We start from the raw sequence: 19,181 nt of genomic DNA, 5'->3' as shown, positions 1-19,181 counted from the left end.
CAAAGCTCGGCTGTCCTGTCCGCTTCACCGCCATCGATACCTCCAAGGCTTTGCCCTAGGGAATCACAACTGGCGGATTACGCAACAGGCCCCCTTGTGGGAGAGGGTGGCTCACCGCGTAGCGGTGAGACGGGTGAGGGGTCTCTCTCCGCGAGTGAAACTTCTGCGTCTGAATTTGCGGAGCTAACCCCTCATCCGGCGCTTCGCGCCACCTTCTCCCACAAGGGGAGAAGGGAAGGCATCGAGCCTGCGGCACGACACGAACGCTAATTATTCGCGCTCGCTGAATCGTCCATCGCCCTGAACGCCTCTTCCAGCTGCAGCGAGATCGGCACGTTCAGACGTTCGCCGGTGGGAAGCCTCGCGGTGAACCATTTGTTGTAGAGCGGGACGAGATCGCGGTTGGAGCCGAGCTTGCGGAAGGCACGTTCGACCACGGCGGAGAGCTGCGGCTCGCCCTTCCTGAACATGATGCCGTAGGGGTCATAGGACAAATAGTCCCCGACCACCCGAAAATACTCCTGCGCCTTGTGGCGCGCGATCAGGCCGTAGAGCAGGATGTCGTCGGTCGCGAATGCATCAGCCTTGCCGTCGTTCACCATCTGAAACGACTGCTCGTGATCCGGCGCGGTCACGATGTTGAGGCCGAGCGAGAGCTTCTTGTCGACGGCGTGTATCGCCTGCTCGTTCGTCGTACCCTTGGTCACCACGACGGTCCTGCCCTTCAGGTCCGCAACACCGGAAATTGCCGCTCCCTTCGGCACCATCAGCTTGGTGCCGGCGACGAACATCAGGGGCGAGAAGGCGACGCGCTTGCCGCGCTCGGCATTGGCGGTGGTCGAGCCGCATTCCAGGTCGATCTTGTTCTGCAGCACGGCGTCGATGCGGTCGTCCGAGGTGACCTTGACGTAATCGATCTTCAGATTGGGATCGTCGACCTCGATGCCGATCTCCTCGACGATGGCCTCGCAGAGCTCGAGGCTGTAGCCGATCGGACGGCCCGACTGGTCGAGGAAAGAGAACGGCGGCGAGCTCTCGCGATAGCCGAGCCGCACCGTGTGCGCTTTCTTGACGGCCGCCAGCGTCGGGCTGAGCCCCTCGCCGCCGGTCTGCGCGCGAGCCGAGGTCGCGAACAAGGAGGTCGCGAGCAACGATGCTGCGAGCAACAACCCGCCTGAGGTCAGTGACCTCGCCAGTGTCTGGCGCATGGTTCGCTCCTACCCATGGCTGGCCATCGCGGGCACTTCGCCCGGCACCATATCCTCGGGCACGACGTCGCCGGGTCCGAGCTCGTGCTCGGGCCCGAGCTCGCCTTCCCATTTGGCTACGACCGAGGTCGCGAGCGTGTTGCCGATCACGTTGGTGGCGCTGCGGCCCATGTCGAGGAAGGTATCGATGCCCATGATCATCAACAGGCCCGCCTCGGGAATGTTGAACTGCGCCAGCGTCGAGGCGATCACCACGAGCGAGGCCCGCGGCACGCCGGCGACGCCTTTCGAGGTGATCATCAGCGTCGCCAGCATCGCAAGCTGCGTGCCGAGCGGCATGTCGATGTGGTAGCTCTGCGCGATGAAGACGGCCGCGAAGGTGCAGTACATCATCGTGCCGTCGAGATTGAAGGAATAGCCGAGCGGCAGCACGAAGCTCGAGATCCGCGACGAGGCGCCGAAGCGGTTGAGCGCCTCGAGCGTCTTCGGATAGGCCGCCTCCGAGCTCGCGGTCGAGAACGCGATCATCAGCGGCTCGCGGACCAGCTTCAAGAGATGGCTGTAGCGCGGGCCGATCACGATGAAGCCGACGATGACCAGGATGGTCCACAGGATCGCCAGCGACAGATAGAAGCCGCCCATGAACACGACGAGCTTCCAGAGCACCAGCAGGCCGTTCTTGGCGACCGTCGCCGTGATGGCGGCCCACACCGCGAGCGGCGCGAACAGCATCACGTAGCTCGTCACCTTCAGCATGATGTGGCCGATGTCGTCGATCAGCGCCAGGATCGGCTTGGAGCGCTCGGGCATTGCGCCCATCGCCACCGAGAAGAACACCGCGAAGATCACGATCTGCAGGATCTCGTTCTGCGCCATCGCGTCCGCGATCGAGGTCGGGATCAGATGGGTCAGGAATTTCTCGATCGAGAAGGCCGAGACCGGCAGGCCGGTCGATTGGCCCGCCGCAGGCAGCGTGCCGGGGAAGTTGGCGCCGGGCTGCAGCAGGTTGACCATGATCAGGCCCAGCAGCAGCGAGACGAAGGAGGCGCTGACGAACCAGCCCATTGTCTTGGCGAAGATGCGGCCGAGCTTGGAGCCCGAGCCCATATGCGCGATGCCGCCGACCAGGGTCGCGAACACCAGCGGCGCGATGATCATCTTGATCAGGCGCAGGAACATCATGGCGATCAGGTTGATCGAGGACGCCCAGTCGGCGCGCGTGTCGGGCAGGAAGTTGTAGATTGCCGATCCCATGATGATGCCGAGCACCATCGCGGCCAGAATGTATTGCGTGAACCTGTTCGACATCGCTTACCCCCCACGTACACCGGCGCTTCATGATGTCGCAGTTATCACAACGACGCAACACGCTTTGCGTGTGATCGCGTTTTCAGGATGTTCCCGTTGTGAAATGGAACGCCGCGATCTAGCCTTCATGCAGCGCACAACACATGCGGCCTGCACGTTTTGTTTGCTGCGGCTGCATCAATAATCGTCAAGACAATCAAAGAGGGAAACGCCATGAGCGGCAACATCAATCACCAGATTCTGCTGGTCGAAAAACCCAGCGGCAAGCTCGGCCCCGAACATTTCAAGATGGTGGAGAGCACAGTGCCGGAGCCGAAGGACGGCGAAGCCTTGCTGCGTGTGCGATACATTTCGCTCGACGCCGCCAACCGCGCCTGGATGCACGGCGCGACCTATCGCTCCGCGGTCGAGGCCAACAGCGTGATGGCTGGCGGCGCCATTGCCGAGGTCGTCAGCTCGAAGGCCGAGGGGCTTGCGGCGGGCGACATCGTGTTCGGTGACACCCGCTGGCAGGAATTTGCCGCGGTGCCGGCAAAGCATCTCACCAAGATGCCGAAGCTCGAGCCGATGACGCACCTGCTCAGCGTGTTCGGCATCGCCGGCCTCACCGCCTATTTCGGCCTGCTCGAGATCGGCAAGCCCAAAGAGGGTGAGACCGTCGTGGTCTCCGCGGCCGCGGGCTCGGTCGGCTCAATCGTCGGGCAGATCGCCAAGATCAAAGGATGCCGCGTGATCGGCATTGCCGGCGGCGCGGACAAGTGCAGCTGGCTGACCTCCGAGCTCGGCTTCGATGCCGCCGTCGACTACAAGGACGGCGCGGTGTTCAAGGCGCTGCGCGCAGCTGCACCCAAGGGCATCGACGTCTATTTCGACAATGTCGGCGGCGACATTCTGGAAGCCTGCCTGCCGCAGATGAACAATTATGGCCGCATCGCCTGTTGCGGCGCGATCTCGCAATATGACGGCGCGCCCTCCGCGCACGGCCCGCGCGGCGTGCCCGGGCTGATCGTGGTGAAGCGGCTGGTCATGCAAGGCTTCATCGTGATGGATTACATGAAGGAGAGCCAGCGCGCGCTCGCCGAGCTCCAGGGCTGGGTCAAATCCGGCAAGCTGAAGGTGCAGGAGGACATCATCGATGGCCTCAAGAACACGCCGAAGGCGCTGATCGGATTGCTCGCGGGCGAGAACCGCGGCAAGCGCATGGTCAGGCTCTGACGGCGCAATTGCACCGGCATAATTGACTTGCGGGTGACGTCAAAGCGGCGAATGATGCTGCTTGCGAGGCGTCACTCGCGAAGATTGCGATTACATCACATTTTGAAAGTCGTCGGCGTGACCGACGGGGCAGGAAATCACCAGATGTTCAACACGTTGAAACAGGCATCGACGCGCAAGGCGTTGCTGGCGGCCGCGCTCTTCGCAACTGCAACAGGCGCGTTCGCGCAAGCACCGACCGAGGCCCAGAAGAGCGCCATCCGCTCCGCATGCCGTTCGGATTTCATGGCGCATTGCTCGAGCGTGACGCCCGGCGGCGTGGAAGCGTATCAATGCCTGGCGAAGAACATGTCCAGCCTGTCGGCGGGATGCCAGACCGCGGTTCGCGCCGTCGAACCGGCGAAAACCGAAGCTGCCCCCGCCGCGCCGAAGACCGAGGCCGCGCCCAAGGCGGAAACGGCGCCAGCCGCACCGAAAGCAGATGCCGTCCCCGCGGCAAAGCCGGCTGCCGCACCCGCGCAGAAGGCCGCGGCCACCAAGCAGCCGAGCAGCGCGCAGGTTGCGGCGGTCAAGAGCGCGTGCCGCGCCGACTATCCCAAGGTGTGCGCCAGCGTGCCGCCGGGCGGCGCGGCGGCACTCGAATGCCTTGAAAAGAACAAGGCCAGAGTTTCACCGGCCTGCGAGAAGGCCGTGAGCGCCGCAGCCGGCGGTGGCGCTGCCGCAACGGCGGCGCCCGCGGGTGCGGCTCCCGCAGCAGCAGCCCCGGCGGCGGGAGCCGCGCCGGCGGCAGCGCCAGCCGTGATCGTGTTGCGTCCGTTGCTGCCGCGCGAAGAGCTGTTCATCCTGAGGTCGGCCTGCGGCGCCGACATCCGCACGCTCTGCGCCGGCGTCGCGCCCGGAGGCGGCCGCATCATTCAATGCATTTCCAACAGGGCTGCCTCGCTGTCGCCGGCGTGCAAGGACGTGCTCGCCCCATTCGCGGCGAGATAACGCGGCGCACGCGTCAAGCGCGACAATGACAAACGGCGTGCGCATGAATTTTCGCACGCCTGCAACGACAAATCTTTTGCAGATATCCGATTTCGATCACGACAAGCCCGGGAGGACCACATGCGTTCATTGCTGCTCGTCGCTTCTGCACTGCTTGCCTTCGCTGCGACCATGACCTTCGAGGCCACCGACGCCAATGCGGTGGTGTGCGCACGGGGCGTCTATCGCGCCGGCTGCGCCGGGCCGAACGCGGCCGTCGTGGTCCGCAAGCCGGTTCCCACCGTGCGCTGTACCAGGGTGCTGGTGAACGGGGTCTACGTGAAGCGCTGCGTCTGACGGTGCGGATGGCCAAGCCGGCGCGGTTTGGCTATGATTCGGACCTGACGGTTTCGGACACGCGTAAAAATTGTGTCCGAAGATGCGCTTTGGCGCGCCTGCGCTGGCCGATAATTCCGCTGGCGCGGGACGCCGGAGCACATTAGTCTACCCCTAGATAGTAAGTATACTGTCAATTAGGGAGGCAGACGTTGCGGATCGCCGTGATTGGCGGAGGGCCCGGTGGGCTCTACTTCGCCTATCTCTGGAAGAAGCGTCACCCCGAGGATCAGGTCGACCTGTTCGAACAGAACCCGGCCGACGCGACCTGGGGCTTTGGCGTCGTGTTCTCCGACCAGGCGCTGGAATTCCTGCGTGCCGACGACCCCGAGACGGTCGACGCGATCGCACCGCACATGGAGAGCTGGGAGAACATCACGCTGAACCTCGGCGGCGACAGCGTCGCCATCGACGGGGTCGGTTTCTCCTCGATCGGGCGGCTCGAGCTGCTGCGGTTCCTGCAGCAGCGCGCGCTCGACGTCGGCGTCACCCCGCGCTTCGACACGCAGATTCATGCCATCGACCAGCTCAACGGCCATGATTTGATCGTCGCTGCCGACGGCTTGAACTCGCAGGTGCGCCGCGCCTTCGAGGGAGATTTCGGCACCTCGCTGTCCTACTCCTCCAACAAGTTCGTCTGGTACGGCACCTCGAAGCGCTTCGACACGCTGTCGCAGACCTTCGTGAAGACCGACCGCGGTGCCTTCAACGCCCATCACTACCGCTACTCGCCGGCCATGAGCACCTTCCTGGTCGAATGCGACCACGCGACCTGGCAGGCCTATGGCTTCGCCTACAAGGACGTCGAGCAGTCCAAGGGCGTCTGCGAAGAGGTGTTCGCGGACACGCTTGGCGGCCATTGCCTCGTCTCCAACAAATCGGTCTGGCGCAACTTCCCCTGGGTCTGGAACGAGCATTGGTCGTTCAAGAACATGGTGCTGATCGGCGATGCCCTGCATTCGGCGCACTTCTCGATCGGCTCGGGCACGCGGCTCGCGATCGAGGACGCCATCGCGCTGGTCAAGGCGCTGGAATCGGATGCGCATCTTGCGACCGCCCTGCATCGCTACCAGGCCGCGCGAAAACCGGTGGTGCAGAAGCTCGTCAACGCCGCGCGCACCAGTGCCTTCTGGTACGAGCATTTTGCCCAGCACATGCAGCAGGACCTGATGGACTTCGCCTATAGCTACATCACCCGCTCCGGCCGCATCGACGATGCACGCCTGCGCCACATGTCGCCGGGCTTCATGGCGCGTTACGAGGCCGCCAAGAACGGTGGGGGCGAGGCATGAGCAACGAGATCTTCGACCAGGTGCCTGCCGACAGCGAAGGGGCGCGCGAGATCGGCTTTGCCGTTCCGGAACTCTATAACGCCAGCCGCGTGCTGTTCGACAATCTCACCAAGGGCCGTGGCGACAGGATCGCGCTCATGGGTCCGGCAGGCACACGGACCTATGCCGAACTCTGCGACGAGGCTTGCCGCTGGGGCAACGGTTTTGCATCGCTCGGCCTGAAACGCGGCGACCGCGTGCTGCTGTTCCTCGACGACACGCCGACCTATCCGGCCGCGTTCTTCGGCGCGGTGCGGGCCGGCTTCGTGCCGCTCCTGATCAACACCCTGACGCCGCCGAATTTGCTGCAATTCTACCTCGCCGATTCCGGCGCCAGCGTTGCGGTGGCGGACGCTGAATTCGCGCCACGCTTCAATGCCGAGGCCTGCAAGGATACGCGCCTGCGCACGCTGATCGTCGCCAATGGCGAGGCGGGCGATCACGCCGCGCCGAGCGCGCTCGCGGCGACGGACTGGCTCAAGCAATTCCCGGCCAAGGTGGCGGAAGCGGAGACGCATCGCAACGAGATGGCGTTCTGGATGTACTCGTCCGGCTCGACCGGCCGGCCCAAGGGCATCGTGCATCTCCAGCACGACATGGCCTATAGCGAGCTCGCCTTTGCGCAGAACGTGCTGAAGCTGACGCCTGATGACATCTGCTTCTCGGTGCCAAAGATCTTCTTCGCCTACGGCTTCGGCAACTCCGTCACCTTCCCGTTTTCGGCAGGCGCGGCAACGCTGCTGCTGCCGGGGCAACCGAAACCCGCCGCGATCTTCGCAGCGATCGAGCAGTACAGCCCGACGGTGTTCTTCGGCCTGCCGACGCTCTACACGTCCCTGACCAAGGCCGAGGGCGCGCAACAGACCAACTTCTCGTCGCTGCGCATGTCGCTCTCCGCTGCCGAAGTGCTGTCGGCGGAGGTCTTCAACGGCTGGAAGACGCTCACCGGCCTGGAGATCGTCGAAGGCCTCGGCTCGACCGAGGTGCTGCACATCTACCTCTCCAACAGGCCCGAGCAGAAGAAGTTAGGGGCCGCGGGCCTGCGCGTGCCCGGCTACGAGGTCGCGCTGCGCGACAAGGACGGACGCGATGTCGCCGACAACGAGGAAGGCATCTTGTGGGTGCGTGGCGATTCCAACACGCCGCTGTACTGGAACCGGCCGGACAAATCCGCCGAAACCATCCGCGAGGCGGGGTGGATCTACACCGGCGACCGCTTCATCCGCGACGCCGACGGCTTCCACTTCTTCCGCGGCCGCGCCGACGATCTGATCAAGATCTCGGGCCAATGGGTTTACCCGCTCGAGGTCGAGCTGTGCCTCGCCGACCATCCCGATATTCGCGAATGCGCCGTGTTCGCCACCGAGCTGCCGGACCGTCGCATGACGCTGAAGGCGGTGGTGGTGATGAACAACCGCGCGGCCAACTCGGGCGAGACGACACGGCGGCTGCAGGACTATGTGAAGGGCAAGCTGCTTCCTTACAAATATCCGCGAGAGGTGATCTTCACCGACGAGCTGCCGAAGACGGGCACGGGCAAGATCGATCGGCAGGCGCTGCTGCGGATGTGAGGCGAGGACGGTGACACACGCACAGCAATCGTAGGGTGGGCAAAGCGGAGCGTGCCCACGTCTTCTGATCGTTGGAGAAAGATCGTGGGCACGGCGCAAGGGCGCCTTTGCCCACCCTACGAGATCTGAGTGTCGGGCGCGAACATCGCCTCACACCCCTCCTCAACCCGCCTTCCCGAGATGCTCCAGCGCATCCTCGGCCCGCAGCGGCACGCGTGAGGCCTCGTTGTTGAGATCGACGAGCTGGACCAAGAGCCCCATCAGCGTCTTGCGATCGGCGGGCTTCAGCGGCTCCAGCATCCGCGCCTGGGCGCGTTCGACGGCGGGGATGATCTCGCGCAGGATCGCGGCGCCGGATTTGGTCAGATGAAGCAGCTTGATCCGCTTGTCTTCCAGCGCCGGCTTGCGCTCGACATAGTCCTTGGCCTGGAGACGCTCGATCACGCTGCCGAGCGTGGAGCGGTCGAAGGCGATCACCGCCGACAGCCGCGTCGCGTCGATGCCGGGATGGGTGTGGATCGCGATCAGGGCCGCATATTGCACCGGGGTCAGATCGAACGCCTTGCACTCCTCCATGAAGATCGAGACCGCGATCTGCTGCATGCGCCGGAACAGATAGCCCGGCGCGGCATAGACCGCGTCGATCGTGATCGGCGGAGGCGGCTTACTCGGCATCGGGCTGCTTCTCCGGTGCGGCATTGGCAAACGCGGCGAGCGCCTTTGCGGCCGCCTCTGCCGCGAGCAGGCGCGGATAGGCCGACACGTCGACGCCGAAACGGCGGGCATTGGCGAGCTGCGGCACCAGGCAGAGATCGGCGAGCGTCGGCACATCGCCGAAGCAGAACGGGCCGGGCTCGTCCTTGATCAGAGTCTCGCAAGCCGACAGCCCTTCGCGGTTCACCCAGGCGGCCCAGTCCTGGACCTTTTCTTCGGGCAAGCCAAGCTCGCGCAGCCGGCCCAGCACTTTCAGGTTCTGCACCGGATGGGTGTCGCAGGCGATCGCCAGCGCGAACGCCCTCACCTTGGCACGCCGCAGCGGATCCTTCGGCAGCAGCGGCGGATTGGGATGGGTCTCGTCGAGCCATTCGATGATCGCGACCGATTGCGTCAGCACCGCGCCGCCGTCGTTCTCCAGCGTCGGCACGAGACCTTGCGGGTTAATGGCGAGATAAGCGGGCGCGCATTGCTCGCCCTTGCGCAAATGATGCGGCAGATGCTCGGCTTCAAGGCCCTTGAGGTTCAGCGCGATCCGCACCCGATAGGCAGCGCTGGAGCGGAAATAGCCGTGCAGCTTCATCGGAACCCTCCCTGCTTTTTTGTCATTCCGGGGCGATGCGCCGGCACCGAACCTGGAATCTCGAGGTCCCGGGTTCACGCTTCGCGTGCCCCGGAAAGACAGCCTTATCACTATCCGTCACATTGACGCTACCTAGATCGTCAGTATACTGTCAATCAACAAACGAACGGGAGCGCCGCCATGGAAGCCGTGACCAAGACGCCGGAACGCGAGGCGTTCTACAAGAAGATCGACGGCGAGAATCTCACCGCGCTGTGGACGGTGATGAGCGATCTGATCACACCGGAGCCGAAAAGCGCCTGCCGGCCGCACCTCTGGAGATTTGACGTCATCCGCGACTACATGACGGAGGCCGGCAAGCTGATCACCGCCAAGGAAGCCGAGCGGCGCGTGCTGGTGCTGGAGAATCCCGGCCTGCGCGGCCAGTCCAAGATCACGACCTCACTCTATGCCGGCGTGCAGATGGTGGTGCCCGGCGACGTCGCGCCGGCGCACCGACACAGCCAGTCGGCGCTGCGCTTCGTGCTCGAAGGCAAGGGTGCGCATACCGCGGTTGACGGCGAGCGCACCGCGATGGAGCCCGGCGACTTCATCATCACGCCGTCGATGACCTGGCACGACCATTCCAACGAGACCGATCAGCCGATGTTCTGGCTCGACGGCCTCGACATTCCGCTGGTGCAGTTCTTCGACTGCTCCTTTGCCGAAGGCTCCAAGGAAGACCAGCAGAAGATTACGAGACCGGCCGGCGACAGCTTTGCCCGCTACGGCCACAACCTGCTGCCGGTCGACGTCAAGCGGAGCTCGAAGACCTCGCCGATCTTCAGCTATCCCTACGCCTACACCCGCGAGGCGCTGGAGAAAGCCAGGACGAGCCAGGAGTGGGACGCCTGCCACGGGTTGAAGCTGAAGTTCAGCAACCCCGAGACCGGCGATTTCGCCATGCCGACCATCGGCACGTTCATCCAGCTGCTGCCCAAAGGTTTTAACACCGCGCGCTATCGTTCGACCGATGCCACCGTGTTCTGTCCGATCGAAGGCCGTGGCCGCAGCCGCATCGGCGATGCCGTGTTCGAATGGGGCCCGCGCGATCTGTTCGTGGTGCCGAGCTGGCAATGGGTCACGCACGAAGCGGATGAGGATGCCGTGCTGTTCAGCTTCTCGGATCGTCCGGTGCAGCAGAAGCTGGATTTGTTCCGCGAAGATCGCGGGAACGCGTGAGGCACGCCGGTCTCGTAGGGTGGGCAAAGGCGCACTTGCGCCGTGCCCACGTCTTCGCGACTCATGAAGGAATGGTGGGCACGCTTACGCTTTGCCCACCCTACGGCAGCGCGGATTGTGGCTACCGCCAGTGCAACAGCCTAAGCTCCAGCCAGCCGATCACCTTCCCGACCGCCAACCCGAACACCGACAAAATCACCACGCCCGCGAGCAGCTGATCGGTCTGCATCAGATTGCCGGCCTGGAGCACGAAGGCGCCGATGCCGTATTGGGCGCCGATCATCTCGGCGCTGACGACGAGGAGCAGCGCGACGGAGGCGGTGATGCGGAAGCCGGCGAGGATCGCGGGCAGCGCGCCGGGCCAGACCACCTTGCGCACGATGGTGGCGAAGGGAACATTGAAACTCTGCGCCATGCGGATGAGGTTGCGCGGCACCGCATCGACGCCGCTATAGACCGAGATCGCGGTCGAGAAGAACACGCCGAGCGCGATCGTCGCGATCTTCGGCTCTTCGCCGATGCCGAGCCACAGGATCAACAGCGGCAGCAGCGCGATCTTCGGGATCGGGAACAGCGCCGAGATGAAGGTGATGCCGACACTGCGCGCCAGCCGCGACAGGCCGATGGCAAAGCCGACGGCGACGCCGGCCGCCGTCCCCAGCAGCCAGCCGACGCCGATGCGCAGCAGCGAGGCCGACAGATGCTGCCAGAGCGCGCCTGAGATCGCGAGCTGATAGATCGCCCGTGCGATCGCCGACGGCGCAGGCAGAAACAGGGGATTGACGAGGCCGGTGCTGCCCGCCGCCTGCCAGATCGCGATGACGAAAGCGAGCGCGATCCAGCCGCCGAAACGGCTCGACGCGGGCACGAAGCCTGCGCCACGAAAGCGAACGCGCCGCGTCGCGCTATCCTTCGCCGTGTCAGCCGCCGCGCGATCAAGCATGCTGGACCTCGCGCTCGGCATCGATGGCTTCGTTGCGGATCAGCGACCAGATCTGGTTCTGCAGCGCCAGCAGTTTTTCGCGCGCCGCAGCTTCGCCGCGCTCGCTGCGCGTCATCGGCACCGTCACGACCTCGCGGATGCGGCCGGGCCGCCGCGACAGCACCACGATGCGATCGGCCAGCCGCGCGGCCTCTTCGAGATTATGGGTGACATAGACCGCGCCCATGCCGCCATCGGCGAGCAGGCGGACGAAATCCTCCATCAGGAGTTCGCGGGTCTGCGAATCCAGCGCCGACAGCGGCTCATCCATCAGCAGAATGGCGGGCTTCACCGCGAGCGCGCGCGAGATGCCGACGCGCTGGCGCATGCCGCCGGAGAGCTGCTTTGGGTAGGTTTTGCGGAAATCGGTCAGGCCCGTGCGGCGCAAGGCATCGTCGACCAGCGCGCGGCGCTGCGTGGCCGAGAGCTGGGTGTGCAGCAAAGGGAATTCAACGTTCTCCTCCACGCTCGCCCAGGGCAGCAGCGCAAAATCCTGGAACACGAAGGTGAGCGGATTGAGGCTGTCCGCCGGCGGCGCGCCGCGCAGCTCGGGCGCGCCGGAGGTCGGCTGCAACAGGCCACCCAGTATGGACAGCAGCGTGCTCTTGCCGCAACCGGAGGGCCCGACGATCGCCACCACCTCGCCGGCGCTCACCGTGAAGGAGACGTCGTCGAGCACGGCGAGGTCGCCGAAGCGGTGGGAGATGTGGTTGGCGATCAGGTCCATGGGGAACCTTCAACTCTCAACCCGTCATCCTGAGGTGCGAGCATTGCGATGCGTATGCATCGCGATGAGAGCCTCGAAGGATGAACGGCCGAGGCGCATCCGGGCCGTACGCCCTTCGAGGCCCACCTTGCGGCACGCCGCAAGGTGGGCACCTCAGGGTGACGGGGATAGTTGGGAGTACGGGGCATCAATCCGCCTTCACATAGTCCTTCGCGATGATCGCATTCGCGTCAAAACCCTTGTCGGCAAAGCCCTGCTCCTGGAGCCATTTGATCTGGTTGTCGACGTTCTTCACGTCGAGCTTGCCGTCGGGATCGATATAGGCGCAATTGCCGACCACCTGCTCGACCGGGAGATTGGTGTACTTCGCGATGATCTCCAGCAGCGGCTTGGTCTTGTCGTTGATCGGGGCGACGCCGTCCTTCATCGCGGCGAGGATGACGTCGTGATATTCGCGGTCGGCCTTGGCGAGTGCGCCGAGCAGCTTTGTCACCAGCGCCTTGTTGGTCAGCGTCTTCGGCGAGGCGAACACCGCACCCAGCTGCCAGGGCGTCTCGTCCCCGACCCACCCTAAGAATTTCGCGCCGCCTTCATCCGTGAGCTTGCGCGCGGTCGAGATCGGCAACAGCGCCGCATCGACGGTCTCGCCTTTCAGTGCGGCCGCCGCATTCGACAGCGATTGCAGCGGCACGATCTTCACGTCCGCAAGCTTGAAGCCGTATTTGTCGGCGAGCAGGCCGAGCGAATAGTGAAAGCTGGATCCGACCTGCGTCATCGCCACGCGCTTGCCGGCAAGATCCTTCGGCGTCTTCAATCCGGCCGCGTAAGCGTTGTTGCTGGCGAAATAGCCGATCAGGGGGTAGCCGGGCTTCTCGCGGCTCATGCCGCCGATGACCTTCAGCACGCCCTTGCCGGCGAGATTGTAGAGACCGGCGGTGAAGGCGGTGATGCCGAAATCGACGTCGCCCGAGGTCGTCGCGACCGCGATCGGCTGCGCCGCGTCGAAGAATTTCAGCTCCACCTCGAGGCCGGCCTCGCGGAAATAGCCCTTGTCCTGCGCGATGAAGACAGGCGCGGAGGACGACAGACGGAGCACGCCGATCCTGGCCTTCAGCGCATCCTCGGCATGGGCTGTGCCCATCGCCATGATCGCCAAAAGACTGGCTGCCGCGAGCCGCGCAATTCCGATCATCCCGTTTCCTCCGCCGTCGTTTATCTTGCAGTCCGTTACAGGCCCTCGGGCACCGGCTGGTCCCGTCCGATGAAGGCGCCCTGTTGTTTCAACGTTTCCTGCAACTTTTCAATGGGGATTTCGCGCGGGATCCGGTTTCCGGAGAGCGCCAGCGCAGCGGCGGAACCGGCCGCCTCGCCCATCACGAAACAGGCACCGGAGACCCGCGCCGCCGACTGCCCCTCATGGGTCATGGAGGCGCAGCGGCCGGCAACCAGCAGGTTGTCGACGCCTTCGGGCACCAGCATGCGGTAGGGCAGCTCGTTATAGCCGCGCGATTCCGGGATCGGCGGGAAGGTGAAGACGACGTCGCCGGGAACATGGGCCTCGATCGGCCAGCCATTGACGCCGATGGAATCCTCGAAGGAGGCACAGCCGAGCACGTCCTCGCCGCTGAGCTGGTAGCCGCCCTGGATGCGACGGGTCTCGCGGATGCCGAGCTGCGGCGGCAAATCGACGATGTAGGATTTTTCAAAGCCCGGCACGGTGCGCAGGAACTCGTACGCGGCGAGCGCCTGCTTGCGGCCCTCGATCTCGCCGCGGGTGAGATCGTCAGGCTCGACGCCGTTGATGGCGTGGCCATCCTCGCGCGCCACTTGCGTAAAGTTCACCCGCCATTCGATCCCGGATTTCTGCGGCCGCACGATCGCGCTTTTGCGCGGGAATGTGTGCGTGCCGGCCGCGAGCGCCTTCTCCATCAATTGCGGGATGGTGCGCCAGGCATCGCCGGCCTTGTCGGGGTCGATGCCGTTGAGACGGAGCATCATCGAGGGGTACATGGGATGGCCGTGCGCGTCGCCGATCTCGAACGGTGCGCCGGCCCAGACCGCGAGGTCACCATCGCCGGAGCAGTCGATGAAAATCTCCGATCGCACCGCCTGCCGGCCGGCCTTGGTCTCGACCATCAGCGCGTCGATGCGGCTGTTGTCGCCCATCACGACGCCGGCGCCGAGCGCGTGGAAGAGGATGTGCACCCTGTGGCTTGCGAGAAGTTGATCGGCCGCGATCTTGTAGGCCGCGGTGTCATAGGCCTGCGCAAAAACCTTGCCGAGAATCAGATGCGGGGTGTTGAGGCCGTTCAGCCGATCGATCCGCGCCAGCAGCTCGGACGCCATGCCCTGCACGAGGCGATGGGCCTGACCGTAGACATTGCCATGCAGACCGCAAAAATTTGTGACACCGGCCGCGGTGCCCATGCCACCGAGAAAGCCGTAGCGTTCGACCAGCAGCGTCTTTCGCCCCGCGCGCGCCGCTGAAGCCGCAGCCACGATGCCGGCCGGGCCGCCGCCGAGGACGACGACTTCATATTCGCCATAGAGCGGCACCTGGCGTGCCGGTTCTTCGATCATTGTGGCCCGCATGGCGCGTCCCTTCCCAAATTCCTTTGCTTGGGAGCGACTATGAATTAGCTCGCACCGAGGTACAATCCACCAAAATACGCGATCAGCTTTTGCAAATCGAGAAAGGTCGACATGGACATCCTCGTGAACCTGCAAGCCTTTCTCGCCACCGCGGATGCCGCCGGCTTCTCGGCCGCAGCACGCAAACTCAATGTCTCGACCTCGGTGGTGGCAAAACGCGTCACGCAGCTCGAGGCGCGGATCGGCACGGCACTGTTTCACCGCTCGACCCGGCAGTTGCGACTGACCGAGGCCGGACAGCGCTATGTGCATCGCGCACGCGGCGTGGTGACCGATGCGACCGACCTGCTCTCACGCATGGGCGAGAAGGGCCACGATCTCGTCGATCACCTGCGCATCAAGGCACCGACCTCGCTGACCGTCGCTCGGCTCGCCGACGCCTTCAGCGCGTTCCAGACCCAGAACCCGAAGCTGAAGCTCGACATCGTGCTGATCGATCGCCCGGTCGATCCCGTCACCGAAGGATTCGACATCGCCATCGGCGCCTTCCCGCATTCCTTCGGCGGCGTCGTCGACGAGCCGCTCTGCGCATTGAAGCGGCTGCTTTGCGCCTCGCCCGCTTATTTGAAAAAGCACGGCACGCCAAAGCATCCGCGCGATCTCGTCGAGCATCGCTGCCTCAGCTTTCTGCCCACCGGCCCGGAATGGATCTTCGACGGACCGCGCGGCCGCATCAGCATCCAGGTCAGTCCGCTGCTCTCCTCCAACGAGGGCCATGTGCTGGCGCGCAGCGCGATCGCCGGCAATGGTATCGCGCTGATGTCGCATTACCTCGTCGCGGATGCCTTGCGCGACGGCACGCTCAAGCCGGTGCTGCGCGACTTCCCGATTCCGGAATTGTGGGTGAAGGCCGCGATCCCCGAGCGGCGCCGCAACGCAGCGGCGGTGCAGGCGCTGCTGACGCTGCTGAAAACGTCACTGGCGCCATCGCTGTAGGCCGGATCATTTGTGAGAGGGCCGTAGCCCGCATGGAGCGCAGCGGAATGCGGGGACACCGGCCCCGGATTACGCTTCGCTTCATCCGGGCTACACGCCCGCCAAAAGACGGTTGCCCGGGAATGACAGACCTGACAGAAGTGCCCGCATGGATTCGCTACTCTTGAAATTCGCCTTGCCCGCCCTGACCGCTCTCGCGATCTCAACCACCGCTGCCTCGGCCCTGGAGCAGAACTGCCGCTTCATTCAAACCAAACCCGAGCGTGAAGCCTGCTACAAGCGGCAGGAGGACGAACTCGCCGCAAAGCGCAAGCCCGTTGCGCCTGCCAATGACGGCCAAACACTCGAAACGCTGCGCCAGATGCGGCAGGACGACGACGCCGTCTATCGCAGCATCAACAACATCTGCCGCGGCTGCTGAGCGGACCGCATTTCCTTCATATTGGCGATTGCTGAGACCACAAAATGAAGCTGGTGAAGGTGTTGGACCCGATAGAGATCGTCTCTCCCTCTACGGGGAAACCGGAGCAACGGCGTATCGCAATACTACAGCGCGACGATGGGCATTTCACCTTCGCTGAAGAATACTCGTATAGATCGGAACATGAAGATGAAGTCATTGCCGAAGGTTGGCAACAGCTTCCTCCCGAGGGTATCTTTGAGAGTGCAGAGGTAGCAGAGGTCGAAGGTCGGTCCGCTCCTCGACAGACATAAGCGATAGTCAAGGAAGGCCGGAGGCCTGCAGGCTTCATGAGCCACCACTCCAATTCCCCGCCCGCTTCTCGGCGAACGAGGCCAGCCCTTCTGCAGCCTCCGCGCTCTGGCGCTTGAGTGAATGCAGCTGCACGAGCCGCGTGTAGGCGGCATCGTCCACCGCCATGCCGCCGAACGAGCTTTCCAGCGCGAGCTTCTTGGTCTCGGACATCGCCTCCGGTCCGTTGGCGAGCAGCTGCTCGACGACCTTCGCGCCTGCGGCTTCGAGATCGGCGAGCGGCACCACCTCGTGGACAAGGCCGATGCGGCGGGCGTCCTCAGCGCCGAAACGCTCGCCGGTCAGCGCGTAACGCCGCACTTGCCGGACGCCGATGGCGTCGCAAAGCTGCGGGATGATGATCGCGGCGGTCAGGCCCCAGCGCACCTCGGTGATCGAGAACAGGGCATTGTCCGCGGCGATCACGACGTCGCAGGCCGCGATCACGCCGGTGCCGCCGCCGAAGCAGCCGCCTTGCACCAAAGCGACCGTCGGGATCGGCAGCGTGTTGAGCCGCTGCACGGCTTCGAAGGTCGCGCGCGAGGCCGCCTCGTTCGCCTCTGCCGATTGCGGCCGCACGCCGTTGATCCATTTCAGGTCGGCGCCGGCCTGGAAATGCTTGCCGTTCCCCTCAGCACGACGACGCGAAGATTCGGCTTTTTGCCGAGATCGTCCATCGCCGCGAGCACGCCCGCGATCAACGCGCCGTCATAGGCGTTGTTGACCTCCGGCCGGTTCAACGTGACGGTCGCAACCCCACGCTCATCGAGGGTCCACAGCACGGGGCTGGCAGTCATCGGCGATCCTCCGGTTGTTTGCTGCGCACTATGGCCGATGCAGCGCATGCCGATCCATATCTTTCCAGCGTGGGGCGGCCGCGTCCATCGCATGGCGGCTTGTGTCATGCTGCCGCCCGGTGGCACCAAGGGACAGGACGGAATCATCATGCGCATCTGCATTTTCGGCGCGGGCGCCGTCGGCAGCCACATCGCGGTCCGGCTGGCGCGCGCCGGTCATGACGTTTCGTGCGTGATGCGGGGGGCGCATCTGGAGGCGGTCCGGGCAGGTGGCCTCAAACTGCGCGTCGGTGATTCCGAGGTCTCCGCCAAGGTGAACGCCTCGGGCGATCCGGCCCAGCTCGGGCCGCAGGACGTCGTGATCTCGACGTTGAAGGCCACCGCGCTCCCGGGGTTGGTCGCCAGCATCAAGCCGCTGCTTCAGGACGACACCGCCATCGTCTTTGCCCAGAACGGTATTCCCTGGTGGTACGGGATCGGCCTGCCGCCGCGGCATCCGACACCGCCGGACATTTCCTTCCTCGATCCCGGCGGGCGCTTGCGCAGCTGCATCCCGAAGGAGCGGATCATCGGCGGCGTCGTCTTCTCCTCCAACGAGGTGACGGCGCCAGGCGTGGTGCACAACCTCACCCCGGACCGAAACCGCCTCTTGATCGGCGAATGCGACGACCGCAATTGCGAGCGCATCACCAGGCTTCGCGGCGTCTTCAACGACGCGCGGCTGGAATCACCGCCGGTCGCCGAAATCCGCGAGGCGATCTGGTCAAAGCTGCTGACCAACATGTCGCTGTCGGTGCTGTGCCTGCTGACAGGCCAGACCGCACGCGGCGTGCGCGACGATGCCGCCTTTGCGGAGGTCATCCCGCGCATGCTGAACGAGGCCAACGACATCGCCCAGCACTTCATTCCCGAGGTCAAGCGCGTAACGCGCAGCGGGCCCGCCCCCAACCACAAGCCCTCGCTGCTGCAGGATTACGAGCTTGGCCGCGCCATGGAGATCGACGTGCTGGTGAGGGCGCCCGCCGCCTTCGCGCGCACCGCCGGCCTGTCGACGCCGACGCTCGACCTGATCGCCGCGCTGGCAATCCAGAAGGCGCGCGACAAGGGGCTTTATGCGGCGTGAAGCTCAGGCGAGTTGGTCAATCCAGGCCGCGAGCGTGTCGAGCACTTCTGTGAGCGCCTCTTCATTCGTCCGGCCGGACTTCTTCAGCACCGCGAAGGAATGATCGCCGCCTTCGACCGCGTGCAGAGTCGCCTTCGCGCCGAGCGCCGTGACGACGGGCCTGAGATGGCCGAGATCGGCAAGCCCGTCCCGCGTGCCCTGCAGGAACAGCATGGGGATCGTGACCCCCGCGAGGTGCTCGGCACGCTCGGACGACGGCTTCTTGGCGGCATGCAGGGGGAAGCCGAGGAAGGCGAGCCCTTTGACGCCTTGCAGCGGCGCCTTCGACTGCGCCTGCGAGGTCATGCGCCCGCCGAACGATTTTCCGCCGGCGACAAGCGGCACCTCTGGACACAGCCGCGCCGCCTCCGCGACCGCCGCACGGATGGCGGAGTGCGCGACCGCCGGCTGGTCGGGGCGCCCCTTCTTCTCTTCCATGTAGAGGAAATTGAAGCGGAGCGCCGCGATGCCGCGATCCGCGAGTCCTTCTGCGGTCTTCGCCATGAAGGCATGCCGCATGTCGGCGCCCGCACCATGTGCCAGCACGTAACAGGCCCTCGCGCCGTCAGGCTGCGTCAGGATCGCTGACACCGTGCCGATGTTTTCGATGTCGAGCTTGAGCTCTTGAGTTTTGACAGCCACAATCGATCATCCCGAC

General features: G+C 64.7%; 19 protein-coding genes and 1 pseudogene. 10 read left to right on the top strand and 10 right to left on the bottom strand.

Annotation, left to right across the window (positions count from 1 at the left end):
* Positions 1-266: 266 nt before the first annotated feature.
* Both GGD65_RS32225 and GGD65_RS32220 read right to left on the bottom strand, forming a co-directional pair.
* Entirely contained in the window at positions 267-1,208 is a 942-nt protein-coding gene (locus GGD65_RS32225) for an amino acid ABC transporter substrate-binding protein (RefSeq protein WP_018316428.1), read from the bottom strand.
* 9 nt (positions 1,209-1,217) lie between these two features.
* Positions 1,218-2,516, bottom strand: a complete 1,299-nt coding sequence (locus GGD65_RS32220) for a dicarboxylate/amino acid:cation symporter (RefSeq protein ID WP_179732066.1) — start codon at positions 2,514-2,516, stop codon at positions 1,218-1,220.
* Between the two features lie 213 nt (positions 2,517-2,729).
* Here GGD65_RS32220 and GGD65_RS32215 point away from each other — a divergent pair, with 213 nt between their 5' ends.
* From GGD65_RS32215 to GGD65_RS32195, 5 genes are all read left to right on the top strand, one after another.
* On the top strand, positions 2,730-3,731 hold the full coding sequence (locus GGD65_RS32215; RefSeq protein ID WP_183237877.1) for an NADP-dependent oxidoreductase: 1,002 nt from the start codon (positions 2,730-2,732) through the stop codon (positions 3,729-3,731).
* A gap of 144 nt (positions 3,732-3,875) precedes the next feature.
* Positions 3,876-4,721 (top strand): cysteine rich repeat-containing protein, encoded by an 846-nt coding sequence (locus GGD65_RS32210; RefSeq protein WP_179732068.1) that lies wholly within the window; start codon positions 3,876-3,878, stop codon positions 4,719-4,721.
* A 120-nt stretch (positions 4,722-4,841) separates the two neighbouring features.
* Positions 4,842-5,057: a hypothetical protein gene (locus tag GGD65_RS32205; protein ID WP_183237876.1), complete on the top strand. Its 216-nt coding sequence runs from the start codon at positions 4,842-4,844 to the stop codon at positions 5,055-5,057.
* Between the two features lie 191 nt (positions 5,058-5,248).
* The gene (locus tag GGD65_RS32200; RefSeq protein WP_018316433.1) at positions 5,249-6,388 is read left to right on the top strand and encodes an FAD-dependent monooxygenase; all 1,140 of its coding nucleotides are present in this window, start codon (positions 5,249-5,251) and stop codon (positions 6,386-6,388) included.
* Positions 6,385-7,998, top strand: coding sequence for a benzoate-CoA ligase family protein (locus GGD65_RS32195; RefSeq protein WP_183237875.1), 1,614 nt, complete (start codon positions 6,385-6,387; stop codon positions 7,996-7,998). Before GGD65_RS32200 ends, GGD65_RS32195 begins: the two co-directional genes overlap by 4 nt.
* A gap of 162 nt (positions 7,999-8,160) precedes the next feature.
* On the opposite strand, the gene GGD65_RS32190 is transcribed toward GGD65_RS32195, so the two are convergent.
* Positions 8,161-8,673 (bottom strand): MarR family winged helix-turn-helix transcriptional regulator, encoded by a 513-nt coding sequence (locus GGD65_RS32190; RefSeq protein ID WP_183237874.1) that lies wholly within the window; start codon positions 8,671-8,673, stop codon positions 8,161-8,163.
* Positions 8,663-9,295 carry a maleylacetoacetate isomerase gene (gene maiA, locus GGD65_RS32185; RefSeq protein WP_183237873.1) on the bottom strand — a complete coding sequence of 211 codons (633 nt, stop codon included), beginning with the start codon at positions 9,293-9,295 and terminating at the stop codon, positions 8,663-8,665. The genes GGD65_RS32190 and maiA overlap by 11 nt, the downstream gene beginning before the upstream one ends.
* Positions 9,296-9,475: 180 nt before the next feature.
* On the opposite strand from maiA, the gene gtdA reads away from it, so the two are divergent.
* Positions 9,476-10,516, top strand: coding sequence for a gentisate 1,2-dioxygenase (gene gtdA, locus GGD65_RS32180; protein ID WP_183237872.1), 1,041 nt, complete (start codon positions 9,476-9,478; stop codon positions 10,514-10,516).
* 121 nt (positions 10,517-10,637) lie between these two features.
* On the opposite strand, the gene GGD65_RS32175 is transcribed toward gtdA, so the two are convergent.
* From GGD65_RS32175 to GGD65_RS32160, 4 genes are all read right to left on the bottom strand, one after another.
* Entirely contained in the window at positions 10,638-11,459 is an 822-nt protein-coding gene (locus GGD65_RS32175) for an ABC transporter permease (RefSeq protein ID WP_026201672.1), read from the bottom strand.
* Positions 11,452-12,225 (bottom strand): ABC transporter ATP-binding protein, encoded by a 774-nt coding sequence (locus GGD65_RS32170; protein WP_018316439.1) that lies wholly within the window; start codon positions 12,223-12,225, stop codon positions 11,452-11,454. The genes GGD65_RS32175 and GGD65_RS32170 overlap by 8 nt, the downstream gene beginning before the upstream one ends.
* 187 nt (positions 12,226-12,412) lie before the next feature.
* A complete protein-coding gene (locus GGD65_RS32165; RefSeq protein ID WP_183232077.1) occupies positions 12,413-13,417 on the bottom strand; it encodes an ABC transporter substrate-binding protein in 1,005 nt (334 codons plus the stop codon).
* A 35-nt stretch (positions 13,418-13,452) separates the two neighbouring features.
* Entirely contained in the window at positions 13,453-14,817 is a 1,365-nt protein-coding gene (locus GGD65_RS32160) for an FAD-dependent oxidoreductase (protein WP_183237871.1), read from the bottom strand.
* 111 nt (positions 14,818-14,928) lie between these two features.
* Between GGD65_RS32160 and GGD65_RS32155 the strand changes: the two genes are divergently transcribed.
* From GGD65_RS32155 to GGD65_RS32145, 3 genes are all read left to right on the top strand, one after another.
* Entirely contained in the window at positions 14,929-15,813 is an 885-nt protein-coding gene (locus GGD65_RS32155; protein ID WP_183237870.1) for a LysR family transcriptional regulator, read from the top strand.
* 148 nt (positions 15,814-15,961) lie between these two features.
* Complete coding sequence (locus GGD65_RS32150) at positions 15,962-16,234, top strand: hypothetical protein (protein ID WP_179732087.1); 273 nt, start codon at positions 15,962-15,964, stop codon at positions 16,232-16,234.
* 44 nt (positions 16,235-16,278) lie between these two features.
* A complete protein-coding gene (locus GGD65_RS32145; protein ID WP_183237869.1) occupies positions 16,279-16,527 on the top strand; it encodes a hypothetical protein in 249 nt (82 codons plus the stop codon).
* A gap of 34 nt (positions 16,528-16,561) precedes the next feature.
* Here the strand turns inward: GGD65_RS32145 and GGD65_RS32140 are convergent.
* Positions 16,562-17,361, bottom strand: a pseudogene (locus GGD65_RS32140) (enoyl-CoA hydratase-related protein).
* Positions 17,362-17,509: 148 nt separating this feature from the next.
* On the opposite strand from GGD65_RS32140, the gene GGD65_RS32135 reads away from it, so the two are divergent.
* Positions 17,510-18,484, top strand: a complete 975-nt coding sequence (locus GGD65_RS32135) for a ketopantoate reductase family protein (RefSeq protein WP_183232091.1) — start codon at positions 17,510-17,512, stop codon at positions 18,482-18,484.
* Positions 18,485-18,487: 3 nt separating this feature from the next.
* Here the strand turns inward: GGD65_RS32135 and GGD65_RS32130 are convergent, their stop codons facing one another.
* Positions 18,488-19,165 (bottom strand): alpha/beta family hydrolase, encoded by a 678-nt coding sequence (locus tag GGD65_RS32130; protein ID WP_183237868.1) that lies wholly within the window; start codon positions 19,163-19,165, stop codon positions 18,488-18,490.
* Positions 19,166-19,181: the final 16 nt, after the last annotated feature.

The sequence above is a fragment of the Bradyrhizobium sp. CIR18 genome, assembly GCF_014198295.1.
In the GTDB taxonomy this organism is placed as follows: Bacteria; Pseudomonadota; Alphaproteobacteria; order Rhizobiales; family Xanthobacteraceae; genus Bradyrhizobium.
Note: the sequence above shows the minus strand (reverse complement) of the source record. Positions and strands in the feature narration are given on the sequence as shown.